Annotated in this window: 18 protein-coding genes; 7 read left to right on the top strand and 11 right to left on the bottom strand. The window is 58.8% G+C overall.

What is annotated here, in order from left to right; translation table 11 throughout:
* Positions 1-50 precede the first annotated feature (50 nt).
* The 6 genes from fapC to AC07N8_RS05680 form a co-directional block, all read right to left on the bottom strand.
* Positions 51-1,073: an amyloid-like fimbrin subunit FapC gene (fapC, locus tag AC07N8_RS05705; RefSeq protein ID WP_493141593.1), complete on the bottom strand. Its 1,023-nt coding sequence runs from the start codon at positions 1,071-1,073 to the stop codon at positions 51-53.
* Between the two features lie 63 nt (positions 1,074-1,136).
* Positions 1,137-1,715, bottom strand: a complete 579-nt coding sequence (fapB, locus tag AC07N8_RS05700) for a fibril amyloid subunit FapB (protein ID WP_483842068.1) — start codon at positions 1,713-1,715, stop codon at positions 1,137-1,139.
* Position 1,716: 1 nt separating this feature from the next.
* Positions 1,717-2,172, bottom strand: coding sequence for a functional amyloid chaperone FapA (fapA, locus tag AC07N8_RS05695; RefSeq protein WP_493141595.1), 456 nt, complete (start codon positions 2,170-2,172; stop codon positions 1,717-1,719).
* A 356-nt stretch (positions 2,173-2,528) separates the two neighbouring features.
* Positions 2,529-3,053: an AAA family ATPase gene (locus tag AC07N8_RS05690; protein ID WP_493141987.1), complete on the bottom strand. Its 525-nt coding sequence runs from the start codon at positions 3,051-3,053 to the stop codon at positions 2,529-2,531.
* Entirely contained in the window at positions 3,050-3,613 is a 564-nt protein-coding gene (gene pnuC, locus AC07N8_RS05685; RefSeq protein WP_483842066.1) for a nicotinamide riboside transporter PnuC, read from the bottom strand. The genes AC07N8_RS05690 and pnuC overlap by 4 nt, the downstream gene beginning before the upstream one ends.
* A gap of 247 nt (positions 3,614-3,860) precedes the next feature.
* On the bottom strand, positions 3,861-5,495 hold the full coding sequence (locus tag AC07N8_RS05680; RefSeq protein ID WP_483842065.1) for a methyl-accepting chemotaxis protein: 1,635 nt from the start codon (positions 5,493-5,495) through the stop codon (positions 3,861-3,863).
* Positions 5,496-5,787: 292 nt separating this feature from the next.
* On the opposite strand from AC07N8_RS05680, the gene AC07N8_RS05675 reads away from it, so the two are divergent.
* Together AC07N8_RS05675 and AC07N8_RS05670 are read left to right on the top strand one after the other, a co-directional pair.
* Complete coding sequence (locus AC07N8_RS05675) at positions 5,788-6,618, top strand: undecaprenyl-diphosphate phosphatase (RefSeq protein WP_027923530.1); 831 nt, start codon at positions 5,788-5,790, stop codon at positions 6,616-6,618.
* The gene (locus AC07N8_RS05670; RefSeq protein WP_483842064.1) at positions 6,615-7,046 is read left to right on the top strand and encodes a DUF1294 domain-containing protein; all 432 of its coding nucleotides are present in this window, start codon (positions 6,615-6,617) and stop codon (positions 7,044-7,046) included. The genes AC07N8_RS05675 and AC07N8_RS05670 overlap by 4 nt, the downstream gene beginning before the upstream one ends.
* Here AC07N8_RS05670 and AC07N8_RS05665 read toward each other — a convergent pair.
* Both AC07N8_RS05665 and AC07N8_RS05660 read right to left on the bottom strand, forming a co-directional pair.
* Positions 7,043-7,402 (bottom strand): MmcQ/YjbR family DNA-binding protein, encoded by a 360-nt coding sequence (locus tag AC07N8_RS05665; RefSeq protein WP_483842063.1) that lies wholly within the window; start codon positions 7,400-7,402, stop codon positions 7,043-7,045. The two genes, AC07N8_RS05670 and AC07N8_RS05665, sit on opposite strands and share 4 nt — an antisense overlap.
* Positions 7,399-8,307 (bottom strand): LysR substrate-binding domain-containing protein, encoded by a 909-nt coding sequence (locus tag AC07N8_RS05660; RefSeq protein WP_483842062.1) that lies wholly within the window; start codon positions 8,305-8,307, stop codon positions 7,399-7,401. Before AC07N8_RS05660 ends, AC07N8_RS05665 begins: the two co-directional genes overlap by 4 nt.
* A 129-nt stretch (positions 8,308-8,436) precedes the next feature.
* Here AC07N8_RS05660 and AC07N8_RS05655 point away from each other — a divergent pair, with 129 nt between their 5' ends.
* A complete protein-coding gene (locus AC07N8_RS05655) occupies positions 8,437-9,048 on the top strand; it encodes an FMN-dependent NADH-azoreductase (RefSeq protein ID WP_007949372.1) in 612 nt (203 codons plus the stop codon).
* Positions 9,049-9,297: 249 nt separating this feature from the next.
* Positions 9,298-10,335: an alpha/beta hydrolase family protein gene (locus AC07N8_RS05650; RefSeq protein ID WP_483842061.1), complete on the top strand. Its 1,038-nt coding sequence runs from the start codon at positions 9,298-9,300 to the stop codon at positions 10,333-10,335.
* Positions 10,336-10,365: 30 nt separating this feature from the next.
* Here the strand turns inward: AC07N8_RS05650 and AC07N8_RS05645 are convergent, their stop codons facing one another.
* The gene (locus AC07N8_RS05645) at positions 10,366-11,553 is read right to left on the bottom strand and encodes an MFS transporter (RefSeq protein ID WP_123431526.1); all 1,188 of its coding nucleotides are present in this window, start codon (positions 11,551-11,553) and stop codon (positions 10,366-10,368) included.
* Positions 11,554-11,789: 236 nt separating this feature from the next.
* Entirely contained in the window at positions 11,790-13,379 is a 1,590-nt protein-coding gene (locus tag AC07N8_RS05640) for an ABC-F family ATPase (RefSeq protein WP_008149954.1), read from the bottom strand.
* Between the two features lie 494 nt (positions 13,380-13,873).
* Between AC07N8_RS05640 and lpxO the strand changes: the two genes are divergently transcribed.
* Positions 13,874-14,773 carry a lipid A hydroxylase LpxO gene (gene lpxO / locus AC07N8_RS05635; protein ID WP_493141600.1) on the top strand — a complete coding sequence of 300 codons (900 nt, stop codon included), beginning with the start codon at positions 13,874-13,876 and terminating at the stop codon, positions 14,771-14,773.
* A 120-nt stretch (positions 14,774-14,893) separates the two neighbouring features.
* On the opposite strand, the gene ku is transcribed toward lpxO, so the two are convergent.
* Positions 14,894-15,742 (bottom strand): non-homologous end joining protein Ku, encoded by an 849-nt coding sequence (gene ku / locus AC07N8_RS05630; RefSeq protein ID WP_493141602.1) that lies wholly within the window; start codon positions 15,740-15,742, stop codon positions 14,894-14,896.
* A 189-nt stretch (positions 15,743-15,931) separates the two neighbouring features.
* Here ku and AC07N8_RS05625 point away from each other — a divergent pair, with 189 nt between their 5' ends.
* Positions 15,932-16,282, top strand: coding sequence for a hypothetical protein (locus AC07N8_RS05625; protein WP_493141604.1), 351 nt, complete (start codon positions 15,932-15,934; stop codon positions 16,280-16,282).
* Between the two features lie 25 nt (positions 16,283-16,307).
* Positions 16,308-17,459 carry a PQQ-dependent sugar dehydrogenase gene (locus AC07N8_RS05620; protein ID WP_483842057.1) on the top strand — a complete coding sequence of 384 codons (1,152 nt, stop codon included), beginning with the start codon at positions 16,308-16,310 and terminating at the stop codon, positions 17,457-17,459.
* The last annotated feature ends 46 nt before the right edge of the window (positions 17,460-17,505 follow it).

Genomic DNA, 17,505 nt, shown 5'->3' with positions numbered 1-17,505 from the left:
TTGCGGACTGTGGAAAAGCCCCGTTGCCGGGGCTTTCATTTCGATCGCGATTACAGGCAGGCTTTGCAACCTGCGGCGATGGACAGCGAGTTGCTTTGTTGGTTGCCTACACCAGACGATACGTTGGCTCCGCCGTTGCCGGAGAAGTTGTTCATCGAGTTTTGCATTACAGCAGTGTTGGTGACAGGGTTTTTCCAGCCATCTGGAGTCAGGTATTGCTGAGTGGTTACACCAGCCAGACCGAAGACGCCCACTGCGACGAAGTCGGAATTGACTTTGCCATCATCATGGCCGCCGCCATGACCGCCACCTTTGTTGTCGTTGCCATAGCCACCGTGGCCATGATCATCGTCAGCAGGTGTAGACACCGCTTTACCCGCTGCTACAAATGCGCCAGCAGCAGTGAAGGTGCCTCTGAGGGTGTCGGTTTTGTAGGTCTGAGTGCCGTTGTTGGCCACTTGCAGACCACTGGAGCTTTGGTCAGCTGATGCAGCGGCTGCGGCTACACGGCCACCCGACACAGCAATCGCCAGGTTGTTTTTCTGTTGGTTGAAGTTGCCAGCGGTCACGTTCATCCCAATGTTGCCGGAACCATTGTTGCCTGCGTTGGTGAGCGTAGCAGTGTTGGTATTAGAGTAGTTGGCAACGGCGTTGTTGGTGTTGTTTTGTGTGGCGCTGGAAGCTGCCACTGCGGAACCGAAAATGAAGCTTTCGTCAGCAGTAGCCAGTGCCGCGGCGTTGTCTTGTTGGTTGCCGTCGCCGGCTGCCACGTTGGCGCCCATGTTGCCGTTGGAACCATTGAGCGAGTTGTCGATCGCAGCACCATTTTTGGTGCCTTGGTTCAGCACGGTATTGCCACTGCTGTCCTGTTCATCCAGCACAGTAGCGCCGGCGCCGGCAGTAATTGAAAGAATTTGATCCAGGGTTGGGCCTTTTGGCTGATGACTGCCATGCCCATTGCCGTGACCATTGCCATGACCGTGATCATCATCACGACCGCCTGCTTGTGCTGCGATTGCCATCACTGCTGCCAGAGCGAAAACCAGTGGTTTTAAAGCCATTGTAGGTTTCATGGTGTTTCTCCGTGCTTATTAGTTGGTTAAGTGTTGGTACTTTCTAATCGCACTGCGTTTGGGTCAGTCAGCGACCCGGATGCTCAGGGTGTTAGCCATTCGGTTCCCCACCCCGGCACTCTGGTTCACCTGGATAATCCCTCGGCTGCCGGTGAAGGCCTGGTCGCTGGTAACGACCTGGCGACTGCCGGTTTGGGACCCAGTTGCTCCTGAGTTTGGTAGCAACGCCACGTTCTGTTGAGAAAGGGCGCTATCGTCGACGCTCTGCGGTCCAGCACTGATGCTGATCCGTGCAGCGTTGGCCATCTGGTTGTTGGCCCCGGCGCTCTGGTTCACGCCCAGTACACCGTTGCCATTGCTGAAAGAGGTGCCGCCGATGGTGGCCGTCGCGTTCATTGACGGATTGGCGGGGGTATTGATTTTTTGCTGGACGCTGGTGGTGGCCGAAGCATTGGTGCCGATAGCGATGGCGCGAACGTTGGTTTGTTGTTGCTGATCGCCAGCCGCCTGGTTGACGTTCAAGTTGCCTTTGTACTGGACGCCGGCATCCTGGATGTTGGCGTTGTTCACGGTTGAAACACCGGAGTCAGCCATGGCGCTGGCACTGGCGAACACCGCGAGAAAGATCAGGCTGCGATTCATGTCATTGACCTCCGGCCATTCTGGTCAGTGGAGCCATGCCGGAACTCATGGCCCGATTGATGGTTCCGGAAATCGCGGCACCACTGCCGCCGCCGTGGCCGGCGCTCATGCCTGGCATGCCGTTTGGATTGGTCACGACGTTGAGGCCTGGCATGCTGCCACCGTTGGTGTTCGGGTTGATGTTGCCGGTGATGGTCGAGCCGCTGGCAATGTTGGCGAAATCACCGTCAGTCAACTCGGTGTTGCTCATGGTCGAGGCGATGCGCGCCGATGGGTTGGCATTGACGGTGGTCGGGTAGGGGTCTTTGCCGCCGGTGCGGCCGATAGGGATGGGCTGGACGTCGCGTGTAAGAACGATGACGCCATTGCCATCAGCCTTCGCACTAAGGCTGAGTACCGAAGTGGCGGCACATCCGATCAGCAGTAGGCAGGTCATGCCTTTATTGAAAGTCCCCACGGCAGCAATTCCTTCTTTTGTGGGCTGGCCCTAGTCAGCGTTGGGAAGGAGAGAGCGAAAGCTGTGCCGCTTTTGAATTATTGTTTTAATTCAAAAGGTTAGCCTTTTGTGAGAAGTGGACGATACGTCAGCTGTTTCATCACTGAGACAGCCCCGGCAAGGTTTTGCTGAACAATCGCGACGCAAAGCTCTAGATCAAGGGTTTGCGCTGATGTGTTTCAAGCGCTTAACAAGAGCCATGACAAGATGATGAAGGGCGCTGAAACGGCCTGTTTGCGGGTAGATGAGTGTTTCACGGATGGACACTGTTGCCCCAAAACAGGGGGAATCACTGGGGAAATCGACCCAAAACCGGCTCAGGAAACCAGCAGGCGGGTGACCGCTTCAAAGGCCTGCCCCCGGCGGTTTTCCCAGCTTCCCTGCAATACCTGAAACGGTTGGCGGTGCTGTTCAAGCCAGGTGTGGGTCGCCTGGAAAAATGCCAGGCGTTCACTCAATTCGGGCTGACAGCGCTGGCCATCATCCGTCCAGTCGACATGCTCCGGTGACAACAGCAGGTGCAAGTCGTAATCGCGAGCCAATAATGCCGGTTCAAGCCATTCAGGGCAGTCGCCAAACAAGGTCTGGCTCCAGAGGATATTGCTCAGCAAGTGAGTGTCGAGAATCAACAGACGGGGCTGTCGGGCGCGGGCTTCATCTTCCCATTGCAACTGGCCACGGGCGATCTCGGTAATATCACCCAGGCACGTGTCGCGAGGGTTTTGTTCGATGAACCAACGCACGTACTCATCGACCCGCACACCGCCGAAATGCCCCTGCAACTCGGCCGCTAGCCAGCTCTTGCCACTGGATTCGGGGCCCGTGAGCACCAGCACCTTCATGCGCGCAATGCCGGATCGGCACGCCATTCACGCCAGCCTTGCACGGCCAGCAGCAGGAACAGTGCATAGAGAGCAGAGGTGAGGTACATGCCTTTGTAAATGAACAGCCCGACAAAAATCACATCAACGGCGATCCACAGCGGCCAGCATTGCACGCGTTTTTGCGCCATCCACATCTGCGCAACCAGGCTGAACCCCGTGAGCGCGGCGTCGAGCCACGGCTGGGCGGCATCGGTCCAGTGCGCCATGGCCGCGCCCAACAGCACACTGCCCAGCGCGCCGACCGCCAGGCCCAGCGCCACTGACCTGCTGTCGAGACGGCTGACCTGCCGGCCGGTATTCGCTTCGCCTGCGCGGGTCCATTGCCACCAGCCATAGAGTTGCAGCGCGGCGTAGATCACTTGCAGGAGCATGTCCGAATACAGCTTTACCTCAAAAAAGATCCAGCTATACAGCAGCACCATGACCAGGCCGATTGGCCAGCACCAGGGGTTCTGTTTGACCGTCAACCAGACGGCAATCACACCGAGGGCGGCGGCAAACAGTTCAAGCCCGGACATGGAGGTTCCTTGGGGAAAGCGAAGTGGGGGCGAGATTGTACCTAGACAGCAGGAAAGGGCGATAGCGACACGGGACTGAAATCAGAAACACAACTGTGGCGAGGGAGCTTGCTCCCGCTGGGCTGCGTAGCAGCCCCGAATACTGCAACCGGATTTCTACAGGAGAAACTCAGTCAGCTGATTTTGCGACTGCTGCGCAGTCGAGCGGGAGCAAGCTCCCTCGCCACAGGGTTTATCGTGTGTGCTGTTAAACGCGAAATTGCTTGAGCAAGCCGTTCAGCTGTTCGCTCAGGTCTTTGAGTCGAACACTGGCCACACTCGATTGCTGCGCCGCCAGTGCAGTGCTGTGGGACAAGCCCGCAGCCTGGGTCACGTTCTGATTGATGTCTTCCACCACATGGGCCTGCTGCAATGTCGCGCTGGCGATCGACGCGTTCAATCCGTTGAGGTTGCGTAACGCCTGGCCAATTGCATTCAGGCTCGCACCGGCCAGGCCGGCCTGTTCGATGGTCAGTTGTGACGCGCGACTGCTGTCGCCGATGACCTTGACCGCGGCTTCCGAATGGCTTTGCAGGCGTTCGATCATCGACTGGATCTCTGCTGTGGACTTCTGCGTGCGCTGGGCCAGCAGGCGCACCTCATCGGCCACCACCGCGAATCCTCGACCCTGTTCACCCGCCCGGGCGGCTTCAATGGCGGCGTTGAGGGCGAGCAGGTTGGTTTGCTCGGCGATGGAGCGGATCACCTCCAGGACGCTGCCGATCTGCGTGCTTTCCGTTGCCAGGGTGCGTATCACCTCTACGGCTTGATCGATGGTGCCGGACAGTTTGTCTATCTGTTGCAAGCTGCCGTCGATGTTTATCTGGCCTTGCTGCGCCTGGGATTCGGCATCGCGCATTTCGCTGGCAGCATGCTCGGCGTTCTTGGCCACATCCTGCACGCCATAGGTCACTTCATTAATGGCCGTGGCCACCAGTTCCATCTGTTGGGACTGTTGCTGGCTGCGTTGTTGGGCCTGGGCGGCGTCATTGCCCAATTCACTGGACGACTGACCCAACGCGCTGGCGGACACCTGCAGCTCGGTGACCACCAGGCGCAGCTTGGTGGTAAACGCGTTGAAGTGCCGAGCCAGTTGCGCCACTTCGTCCTGACCGTGGGTATCGAGGCTGCGGGTCAGGTCACTTTCACCGCTGGCGATGTTGGCCATGGCGTTCACGGTGTCCTGGAGCGGGCGCACAATACTGCGCGCAATCAGGATGACCAACAGCGCCATCACCAGCGCAATCACCACGCCGACGAAAGTGGCCTTCCACACCTGGCCATTGAATTCGGCCTGCATGTCATCGATGTACACGCCCGAGCCGATCACCCAGCCCCAAGGCTCGAAGAGTTTGACGTAAGAAGTCTTTTCGACCGGGGCACTGGCGCCCGGTTTCGGCCAGCGGTAGTTGACCATGCCGGCGCCCTTGGCCTTGGCCACGGCGACCATTTCGTTAAACACTGCAAAACCGTCCGGGTCGCGGATGGCCGACAAGTTCTGGCCGTCCAGCTTGGGGTTGGCCGGGTGCATGATCATCACCGGCGTCAGATCGTTGATCCAGAAATAGTCGTTCTGGTCATAGCGCAGTCCACGGACCGCGGTCAGTGCCTGCTTCTGCGCGGCATCGCGGGTGAGGGTGCCGGCCGTCTCCAGGTCATGGTAGTAATTCAGAATACCGCTGGCGGTCTGCACGACGTGCTGGGTTTTCTGCGCCTTGGCCTGATAAAGGTCGTCGTGAATCTGCTTGAGCATCAACACGCCCAACGTCAGCAACATCACCACCGACACGATCAAGATGAGCCACAAGCGTCGGCTGATCGACACACTGCGCAAGCTGTTCATAACGCTGTTACTCCGATTTTCTTTTTATTGTCATAAACCATTGCCAGCATCCAACCACGCTTTGCCGGTCGGGCATATGCGACCCAAGTCCTATTCCGCGGCAGCGTTTTAGAGGCTTGTCTGATAGGATTTCGGCCCCGCGCGGAAAAACCTGAATCACGCTCGATTTTCACGGAATTTTTACGGTTTCGTCTGGTTCCTGTGCGCGCGGAACTTCAACTACGCTCAGCGCAATGAACGTTTAAACAAAACTGACGGGGCATGCCTGGGGGCATTGCTTCTTGGGGGATTGATGGATCTTTGGACCGCCTTTCAGGCATTGATACTTGGGGTAGTAGAAGGGCTGACGGAGTTTCTGCCGATTTCCAGTACCGGGCACCAGATCATCGTCGCCGACTTGCTCAACTTCGGTGGGGAGCGGGCAATCGCGTTCAATATCATTATCCAGTTGGGTGCAATCCTGGCGGTGGTGTGGGAGTTTCGTCGCAAGATTCTCGATGTGGTTACCGGTTTGCCGACGCAACCGAGCGCGCGTCGTTTCACCGCCAACCTGCTGATCGCCTTCATGCCGGCGGTGGTGCTGGGGGTGATTTTCTCCGACCTGATTCACCATTACCTGTTCAACCCGATTACCGTTGCGACGGCGTTGGTGGTGGGCGGTGTGATTATGTTGTGGGCCGAGAAACGCCAACATCAGGTGCATGCCGAAACTGTCGACGAGATTACCTGGCAAGACGCGCTGAAAGTCGGTTTCGCCCAGTGCCTGGCCATGATTCCAGGAACATCGCGTTCCGGGTCGACCATCATTGGCGGGTTGCTGTTCGGCCTGTCGCGCAAGACCGCTACCGAGTTCTCGTTCTTCCTGGCGATGCCGACCATGGTCGCGGCGGCGGTGTATTCGGGTTTCAAATACCGCCACCTGTTCGTGCCGGCGGATTTTCCGGTGTTCGCGATCGGTTTCGTGACGGCCTTCATCTTCGCGATGATCGCGGTTCGCGGCCTGCTCAAGTTCATTGCCAGCCACAGCTACGCGGCGTTTGCCTGGTATCGGATCGTGTTTGGCCTGGTCATTCTGGCCACCTGGCAGTTCGGCTGGGTTGACTGGTCTGCGGCCAAGCCATGAGTGACGCCGGCAGGCGCCACGACCCCGGTCGCAGGTCCGGGGGAGAGCGCATCCAGCATCCACGGTTGAAACTGCTGGTTTTTGCCGCGCTGTGTGCGCTGCCGCTGTTTGGGTCGGTGTCGCTCTGGCTGCGCGGGGTGTCACTGATTCCGCTGGCGGCGTACGGGATCGTCAGTGTGCTGGCGTTTTTCCTGTACTGGAGCGACAAGCGCAAGGCCCGCGCCGACGCCTGGCGCACGCCGGAAAATGTCTTGCACGCGGTCGAACTGGCCGGTGGCTGGCCTGGCGCCTTGTTGGCCCAGCAAGTGTTTCGGCACAAGACCCGCAAAGTCTCCTATCAGTTGCTGTTCTGGCTGATTGTGTTGCTGCACCAGGTGTTCTGGATCGACCAGATGTTTCTCGGCGCGAACCTGCTGGCCTTGTTTTAAAGCAGCAGTCCCACCTGGGTGCGCTTGGGCAGCTTGCTCACCACCAGTTGGTGGGATCGTTGCAACAAGGCTTGTAGTTCTACGGCGCCCAGCGGGTAGGGCGTTTGCATGATGATCCACTGGGCTCTCGCCAGATAGGGAGCCGGGTGGATGCCCGGCCGGTCGCAATGTCCCAGGAACAGGTCCTTGTCGACCTTGAAGGCAAGGGAGTCGCCGCGCAGGTTCTGCAGCGCGAACATTTTGTTTCCGGCAATCGAAAACACCCGCACACCGCCCCATTTATAGTCTTCCCGCGCACCCGGCAGCGCGAGACAGAACTGCGCGACATCCTCTTCGCTCATCCGTCCAGCCTTCATATCAATCGGTCCCCACACGCATTGAATGTTTCGATCAAATGGTCGAGCCAAGCGCGAACCGCTGGCATCACCCCCCGCCGGTGAGGGTAGACCGCTTGCAACCAGCCGCCAGGCAATGACCACTCGGGCAGCAGTTGCACCAGCGAGCCGTCTTCCAGCTCCGGCTCGCAATACATCATTGGCAACAGGGTAAAACCCTGGCCGGCCAGAGTGCAGGCCTTGCGCACGATGAAGTCATCAATGCCCAGCCGCGCCTCCATGCTGAGATCGACACTTTTGCCCTGTTGATCCAGCAGGCGGATATGCACCATGCGATCGGCTTCAAGGGCGCCGAGCACGGGCAAGGTTTTCAGGTCTTCGGGGTGATTGATTTCACGCCCGTGCAAAAACGCCGGGGTGGCGACCATGGCCATTTGTGCCTGGCGCAGGCGTCGGGTCACCAGTAGCGGATCTTCGTCGCCCAGCTCACGCACGCGCAAGGCGACATCAACGCCTTCAGTCACCAGGTCGACCCGGCGGTTGAGCAGCATCACTTCCAGTTGCACCTGCGGGTATTTTTCAAGAAATCGGGCGATGACCGTGGGCAACATCTCGTGCGCGAGGCCGACGGGGCAGGACACCCGCAAGCGCCCACGCGGTTCGCTGGACATGCTGGCCACCGCTTCATCGGCCATTTCCGCTTCCAATAGCATCGCCTGACAGTGCCGCAGGTAGCGCTCGCCGACGGCGGTCAGCTTGAGTTGGCGGGTGGTGCGTTGCAGCAGACGTGCACCGAGGCGCTCTTCCAGCTCGGCGATACGCCGTGACAGGCGCGACTTGGGAATCCCGAGCAAACGCCCGGCGGCCGCAAAACCGCCAGCTTCCACCACCTTGGCGAAATAGTAGAGATCATTGAGGTCTTGCATGACGGCAGTCCGATTGTTCTATCAGTGGGACGAACTATCGCATTGTTGCGGTCTAATCAGCCATTGGTTTCGTCTGTAGGATTCACTCCATCAGATCGCCCCGTGGCGGTCCTCACCTGGAGATCCCACATGAAACTGTTGCATATCGATTCGAGCATTCTTGGTGACAACTCGGCTTCCCGTCTGCTGAGCAGCGAAGTCGTCAAAGCCTGGCAAACCGCAGAGCCGAACGCCGTGGTCACTTACCGCGACCTGGCCGCCGACGCCATCAGCCATTTCTCCGCCACGACGCTGGTTGCTGCTGGCACTACCGCTGAACTGCGCAACGCCGCCCAACAGCACGAAGCCGAGCTGAGCGCCACTACCCTGGCTGAATTCCTCGCCGCCGATGCCGTGGTGATTGCCGCACCGATGTACAACTTCACCATCCCGACCCAACTCAAGGCCTGGATCGATCGCATCGCCGTTGCCGGTCAGACCTTCCGTTACACTGAAGCCGGCCCTGAAGGCCTGTGCGGTGGCAAGAAAGTCGTGATCGTTTCGACTTCCGGTGGCCTGCACGCCGGTCAAGCCACAGGTGTGGCTCACGAAGAGTACTTGAAAGTGCTGTTCGGCTTCATCGGCATCACCGACATCGAGTTCGTCCGTGCCCATGGCCTGGCCTACGGTGATGAAGTGCGCACCAAAGCCATGAGCGACGCTCAAGCGCAAATCAGCGAGCAGTTGTTCGCCGCCGCGTAAGGCTTGCGTAAAAACGCAAAACTGCTCAGGCAACACCCCAAAAAACTCTGTATTCTGGTCACGCAAGTGCCAGATACGGAGTTTTTTGTTTCTGGCCGTTTCAGGTTGTGGCCCAGGTTATGCAACAGGGGGTTAACGCTCCCGTTCTGCAACGACCTTGGTGGCCGCGATTGCTGGTACAAGGCCGCTGCCTCGATCATCCGAGGAGAACGGGCTTTCCGGTCAAGTAACAACTGGTGGGGCATCCTTATGGTGCGTCTTTGTGCAACGTTACTGTTTTGCCTGCTCAGCAGCCTGAATTCAGTGCACGCCGCCCCTGCGCCGCATCCTCACTGGAGCGTCGGCTTCCATGAGATGAGTTTTCTCGACCCGCTCGATCTGCAACCGATGCACGCCATCGCGTTCTATCCCTCCAGTGACCGCGAACACACCAGTAAAATCGAGGGTTACACGGTCGAGGCCGGTGAAGACATCCCGGTGGCTATCGGCCGTTTCCCGATGCTGATGCTGTCCCATGGCAACACCGGAACCCCGCTGGCCCTGCATGACCTCGCCACCTCGCTGGCGCGCAAAGGTTTTGTGGTGGTGGCGGTGATCCATCCCGGCGACAACTCCAAAGACCACAGCCGCCTCGGTACGTTGAGCAACCTTTACGGCCGTCCCATCCAGATTTCCGAAGCCATTACCGCCACCCTCGGCGATCGCATGCTCGCGCCGTTCGTCAACGCCAATCAGGTCGGGGTGATTGGCTACTCGGCGGGCGGTGAGACGGCGTTGATCCTGTCCGGCGCCACGCCTGACCTGGATCGTCTGCGTCGGTATTGCGAGGAGCGCCCGGACGACCGCGATGCCTGCAACACCAAGGGTGAATTGATTGTGGATCGTGACGACCTGCAACCCGTGGCTGACCCGCGTGTACGCGCGTTGCTGTTGATGGCGCCGTTGAGTTTGAAGTTCGGCCGTCACACCTTGGCCGATGTGCATGTGCCGGTGCTGCTGTACAGCGGCGACGGCGACAAACTGGTGGCCTTCGACAAGAACGCGGCTGCACTCGCGCGTAAATTGCCGATTGCCCCGGATTTCAAATTGCTGGCGGGGGCAGGGCACTTCGTGTTCATGGCGCCGTGCAACGAAGAGCAGATCGCAGCCATGCCGGCGTTGTGTACCGACGCCGACGGTGTCGACCGCGAAGGCATCCATCGCGACATGATTTCCGAGGCCGGGCGTTTCTTCTCTCGCACCCTGGGCATCGCAACCCGCGCAGGCCTGCAAACCGCGGATCAGTGACTCGCCGGATCCCACTGTAGGAGTGGCGTGTCAGGCCATTGCGCGGCGCTTGAGTAGCAGTGTCAATGCCAATCCGGTCACCGACAACAACGCCGCGCTAAAGAAAATCCACGTATACCCCAGGTTCAACGCCACCGCGCCCATCAATGGCCCGGCGATGGCCAGTGCCAGATCAAAAAACACCGCATAAGCACTCAAACCCGCGCCGCGACTGGAGTTGGGCACCTGTTTGATCGCTTCAACCCCCAGCGCCGGATAGACCAGCGACAAGCCAAAACCGGTCAGGCCCGCGCCGATCAGCGCATAACCCGTCGAAGGTGCCAGCCACAGCAGCACCAGGCCCACGGTTTCAATGCTCATGCAGGCAATGGCCGAGGTGAATCCGCCGAAACGGCTGATGCTGGAGATGAACAACAGCCGCGCCAAAATAAAGCAGACACCGAACACGGTGAGGCAATACGCGGCACCGGCCCAACCACGGCTGACGTAATACAGGGTAATAAAGGTGGTCAGCGTGCCATAACCGATGGACGCCAGACTCAGGCTCGCCCCAAACGGTGCGATGCGCCCGAACACCGCCCAAAAGGGCAGCCGCTCGCCACGAATCACCGGCACCGACGGTTTGTTGCGGATCAGCAGCAGCGCGGCAAGCGCCAACAGCGACAGCGCGATCCCCAAACTGGCGAAACCATACTCGGCGACCATCACCACCCCCAACGGTGCGCCTATGGCGATTGCACCGTAAGAGGCGATGCCGTTCCAGGAGATGGAGCGGGCGGTGTGCTCCGCCCCGACCTGGCCCATGCACCAACTGATGGTGCCGACGCCGATCAAGCCTTGGGCGATACCGAGCAGCAAGCGACCGGCGATCAGGATCAACAGACTCACCAGCGGCATGCTCTGCAGCAACGTCGAAATCAGCGTCAATACGCCGCTCAGCACAATCCCCGACAACCCATAGACAATCGCCCGCTTGGTGCCAATGCTGTCCGACATGCGCCCGGCCATCGGCCGGCTGAGCAGGGTGGCCAGGTACTGCGAGCCAATGGTCAGCCCCGCGATGATCGCGCTGAAACCCAGTTGCTCATGGACATAACCCGGCAACACCGCTATCGGCAGGCCGATGCAGAGGAAGGCAATAAAGGTATAAAAAACGATGGAGACGATCTGCAGGGTGATCGCCAGGGAGCTTTGCGGGGGTTGTTGCTGCGCAGACATGTGGGCTCGTTCGCGGGCGGCGGTGGGAGAGCTGCATCATGGCGTGGGCTGCGAATAAAAGGAAGCAGGCTAACTATATTCGTTGTGTCTGATGGCCCCTTCGCGAGCACAGGGGAATGCGGTCAACTGTGGGAGCCTGCTCGCGAAGGTCTCAGCACCACCAAAATCCTCGAACCTGAAATGCAAAAAGCCCCGTCACAAGGACAGGGCTTTCAGTTGCAGCTTGAAACCAATATTTAGAACACTACACCCTGGCTACGCAGGTAATCATCATAAGTACCGCTGAAGTCGATCACGCCACTAGGGCTCAACTCGATGATGCGGGTCGCCAACGACGATACAAACTCACGGTCGTGGCTGACGAAGATCAGCGTGCCCGGGTAGTTCTCCAGCGCCAGGTTCAGCGCCTCGATGGATTCCATGTCCAAGTGGTTGGTCGGTTCGTCCATGATCAGCACGTTCGGCTTTTGCAGGATCAGCTTGCCGAACAGCATGCGACCTTGCTCACCACCGGAGATGACCTTGACCGACTTGAGGATCTCGTCGTTGGAGAACAGCATGCGACCGAGGGTGCCGCGAACGATTTGCTCTCCGCCCTGAGTCCACTGGCCCATCCAGTCGAACAGGTTGCAGTCGTCTTCGAAGTCGTGCGCGTGGTCCTGGGCGTAGTAGCCCAGTTCCGCGGCGTCGGTCCACTTCACAGTACCGGCATCCGGGGTCAGTTCATTGACCAGGGTGCGCAGCAGGGTGGTTTTACCGATACCGTTCGGGCCGATGATCGCCACGCGCTCGCCAGCTTCAACCTGGAAGCTGAAGTCCTTGAACAGGGTCTTGCCGTCGAAGCCTTTGGCCATGCGCTCGACGATGACCGCCTGACGGTGCAGCTTCTTGGTTTGTTCGAAACGGATGAACGGGCTCACACGGCTCGAAGGCTTGACCTCGGCCAGCTGGATCTTGTCGATCGCCTTGGCGCGAGACGTGGCCTGCTTGGCTTTCGAGGCGTTGGCCGAGAAGCGGCTGACGAACGATTGCAGTTCCGAGATCTGCGCCTTCTTCTTGGCGTTGTCCGACAGCAGCTGCTCGCGGGACTGGGTCGCCACGGTCATGTACTCGTCGTAGTTGCCCGGGAACAGACGCAGTTCGCCGTAATCCAGGTCAGCCATGTGGGTGCACACGCTGTTCAGGAAGTGACGGTCGTGAGAGATGATGATCATCAGGCTGGAGCGCTGGGTCAGAATGTTTTCCAGCCAGCGAATGGTGTTGATGTCCAGGTGGTTGGTTGGTTCGTCGAGCAACAGCACTTCAGGATCGGAGAACAGTGCCTGCGCCAGCAATACGCGCAGTTTCCAACCTGGGGAAACTTCGCTCATCGGGCCAAAGTGTTGCTCGATGCCGATACCCAGGCCCAGCAACAGCTCGCCGGCACGGGATTCGGCAGTGTAGCCGTCCATTTCGGCGAACTCGGTTTCCAGCTCGGCCACGGCCATGCCGTCTTCTTCGGTCATTTCCGGCAGCGAGTAGATGCGATCGCGCTCGGCCTTGACCTTCCACAGCTCTTCGTGACCCATGATCACGGTATCGATCACGGTGAATTCTTCGTAGGCGAACTGGTCCTGGCGCAATTTACCCAGACGCACGTTCGGCTCGAGCATGACCTGGCCGCCGGACGGCTCGAGGTCGTCGCCGAGGATTTTCATGAAAGTCGACTTGCCGCAACCGTTGGCGCCGATCAGGCCGTAGCGGTTGCCCGCGGCGAATTTGACCGAAACGTTTTCGAATAGCGGCTTGGCGCCGAACTGCATCGTGATGTTAGCTGTAGAGATCAAAGGTTTTTCCTGCGAAGCATTCAGAGTAGCTAGGGTTGCGGCAGTACCGATTCAGTACCCGTTTCCGGTATTCAAACCACGGGAAATGCATCCCGGTCAGAAGCGGAAGGTCCATCTGGCAATAAGTGGACAGCAGCATATGGAGCGCTTGGCCCGAGTCGAAGTGCGCTGAGACGGGGTTCATTCCCGTCATCAACCAAGGGGGGCGCGTAATGTTTGGCGGCGATTGTACTGGTCTGGCTCTCTAAACGATAGGGCGTTGAGGCCGCTCGGGCGCATTGACAGTACCAGCGGACAGATTTTCACATTTGTAAGCTAACTATTTGTTACAGAGAGTGGCTAAAATGCGATTTTCCACCCGATGCCGACCATCGGCACAGGCTCAAGGACGCGCTATCGGGTTCGCTGTTTCGTTTTCAGACGCTGCTCAAGACCCTTGGCCAATGGGTTGGCCGGGAAGGCAGTTTGTTCACTTATGACGTGTGACGATTTCTGTGAAACTGACCATTGCCCTTGTTTACATAGCCTCCATTGCGTACGTCCACCTGCGCGGTCGCGTGCGCCACAAGCTCGGCCGCCAGTTGAGTGATCACTCTTCGTTTCTGGCGCCGCTCAATTGCTTCCTTTATCTGTTCTCGAAAAACCCGAACAAGCCTTATCTCAATCCTGCGGATTTCCCTGATCTGAGCCCGTTGCAGGTGCATTGGCAAGAAATCCGTGCTGAAGGCCAGAACCTGCTGAAGGCTGGGGAGATCAAGCGCTCGGATCAATACAACGATGTCGGTTTCAACTCGTTCTTCAAGACCGGGTGGAAGCGCTTTTACCTGAAGTGGTACGGCGACAGCCATCCTTCGGCAATGAAACTCTGCCCGCGTACTACAGAACTGGTCCAGGGCATCGGCTCGATCAAGGCCGCGATGTTCGCCGAGTTGCCGCCGGGCTCGAAATTGGTTCGTCACCGTGATCCTTATGCTGGTTCCTACCGTTATCACTTGGGTCTGGAAACGCCGAATGATGCCGGTTGCTACATCAATGTCGACGGCGAGAACTACCACTGGCGTGACGGCGAAGCGGTGATGTTCGACGAAACGTTCATTCACTACGCCGAGAACACCACGCAACAGAACCGGATCATTCTGTTCTGTGACGTCGAGCGTCCGATGAAGTACCGCTGGGCGGCGGCGTTTAATGGGTGGTTCAGCCGTTACGTGATGTCGGCGGCCGGTGCGCCGAATGACGAAGGTGACAGGACGGGGGGGATTAACCGTTTGTTCACCAAGGTCTACAAGATTCGTTTGCGGGCTAAAGCGCTGAAGAAGCGTAATCGCAAGCTCTACTATGCTCAGAAGTGGGCGATTTTCGGCGGGTTGCTGGCGGTGTTTGTGTTGATCTGAATGATATGTTGTGGCGGATTGAGCCTTCGCGAGCAGGCTCGCTCCCACAGTTAACCGCGATCACCTGTGGGAGCGAGCCTGCTCGCGAAGAGGCCCTGGCATCCACCGCAAAACCCTCAATCAGCCCCGCGAAGTCTTCGTGGCTTTTTTCTGCGCCGCCGGCTTGGCCTTCCCGGCACCTTTACTTCCCAAACTACGCTTAAGCAACTCAGTCAAATCAATCACATCCGCCGTTTTGCGTTCTTCTTCACCCGTCGCCGTCTCGACATCCTCGATCTTGCCCTCATTGGCCTTTTTCTCCACCAGCGCCATGATCTTGTCTTCGAAACTGTCGCGGTAGTCTTCAGGTTTCCAGTCGGCACTCATGTCCTGTACCAGCCGCTTGGCCATATCAAGTTCACCCTTGGCCAGTTCGGGTTTGGTCACTTCGCTGCCCAGTTCAAGGGTATCGAGGCTGCACACTTCCGCCGGCCAACGCAACATCACCAGCACCATCGCCGACTCCAGCGGCATCAACGCCGCCAAGTGCTGGCGTGTGTGCAACACCACATGGGCAAGCGCGACTTTATTGGTTTTGCTCAACGTTTCGCGTAACAACGCGTACACCTTGCCGCCGCGTTTATCCGGGGCGAGGTAGTAGGGCGTGTCGATGTTTTGCAGCGGAATCTGTTCACTGTCGACAAAGGAAAAGATGTCGATGGTTTGCGTGGACAGCGGGTGCGCCGATTTGATTTCTTCTTCGCTGAGGACCACGTACCGTCCCTTTTCGTACTGCACACCTTTGACGATGTGCTCCTTGGTGACTTCCTTGCCGGTGACCTTGTTCACGCGTTTATACCCGACCGGCTCCATGCTGCGGCTGTCGAGCCAGTCGAAATCCACCCCTTGGGAAGACGTCGCCGAGACCAGCGCCACAGGGATATGCACCAGCCCGAAACTGATAGCGCCTTTCCAGATTGCCCGTGCCATGGTCGTCTTCTCCCGAGTGATGTTCAGGTGACCCGTGGCCTGAGGCAAAAGTTTCAGCTGGTTGTGGGCCCCGGGCGGGCGGGGTGGTCGTCTCGTGTTACATCTTGTGAAGGAGGTTTTAGTTAACAAATCCGAACCTCGGGCGTAGCGTGCTATCGAAGACCCTATCCACGTCGAGAGGCTCGCCCCATGAACAGATATGTACTCGGCTGCTGCACCGTGCTGGCGCTGAGCGGCTTGCTGAGCAGCATGGCCCAGGCTTCGCCGCCCTCATCATTGCTGCTGGCCCAAAGCCCGACCGGGGTTTCGAGCAATCCATACAACAGCCCGATTCGCCGCGCCAATCCGAACAGCATGCAAGGTTCACAATCCAGCGCCCCGGCCATTCGCGGGCCCAACACCATGCCGGTGCCGCGCCCACCGACGCTGGACAACGGCGGCATCGGCAACCGCTATCCGCAAAGCCAACCGGCTCCTGCCAGCCCACCTAAATTCATTCCCAATCCCCCTCAGCGAGATGCAGGCACCAGCAACCGTTGAGCCGGAACGACAAAAGGAATCGTGCATGTTGCGTAAAACCCTCCTGGCCACCCTGTGTGCCAGCGCATTGATCACCGCTGCCGCGCCCGTCTTCGCAGCATCGACTCAGGAACTGGAAAGCGAGCAGGGCACCCTCGAAGTCACCACGATCACCAAGGGGCTAGAACATCCCTGGTCGGTCGCGTTCCTGCCGGATCGCAAGGGCATGCTGGTTACCGAACGGCCCGGCAACCTGCGCGTCGTCAGCGTCGACGGCAAACTCTCTGGCCCGATCGATGGGGTGCCGAAGGTCTGGGCCAAGGGACAGGGCGGCTTGCTGGATGTAGTGCTGTCCCCCGACTTTCGGCAGGACCGCACGGTTTATCTGTCGTATGCCGAAGGCGGTGGCGCGGGTGACAAGGCCGGCACGGCGGTCGGTCGAGGGCAATTGTCCGAAGACCTGAAAACCCTCAAGGACTTCAAAGTGATCTTCCGCCAGGAGCCGAAGCTCTCTGTCGGCAACCATTTCGGTTCGCGTCTGGTGTTCGATCGTGACGGCTATCTGTTCATCACCCTCGGCGAAAACAATGTCCGGCCCACCGCCCAGGACCTCGACAAGCTGCAAGGCAAAGTCGTGCGGATCTACCCGGACGGCAAGGTGCCGGACGACAACCCCTTTGTCGGTCAATCCGGCGTGCGCCCGGAAATCTGGTCCTATGGCCAGCGCAACCCGCAAGGCGCGGCGCTCAATCCATGGACGGGTGTTCTGTGGGAGAACGAACACGGGCCACAAGGCGGCGACGAGTTGAACATCATCGAACGCGGCAAGAATTACGGCTGGCCGCTGGCAACCCACGGCATCAACTATTCGGGCAATCCGATCCCGGAAGCCAAGGGCAAGACCGCAGAAGGCACCGTGGCGCCGCACCATGTCTGGGAAAAATCCCCCGGTCTGAGCGGGATGGCGTTCTACGACGGGGATCGCTTCAAGCCTTGGCAGCACAATGTGTTTATCGGTGCGCTGGTGAGCCAGGAGTTGATTCGCTTGCAGTTCGATGGCGACAAAGTGGTTCACGAAGAGCGCTTGCTGGGTGAGCTCAAGGCGCGAATTCGCGATGTGCGGCAAGGCCCGGATGGGTATTTGTATGTATTGACCGATGAAGACGACGGCGCGTTGTACAAGGTTGGCCTGAAGTAACCCTTACTTGTGGCGAGGGGGCAAACCCTCTCGCCACAGTGTCGGT

Source organism: Pseudomonas sp. GW821-FHT10C09, from assembly GCF_059415465.1.
Note: the sequence above shows the minus strand (reverse complement) of the source record. Positions and strands in the feature narration are given on the sequence as shown.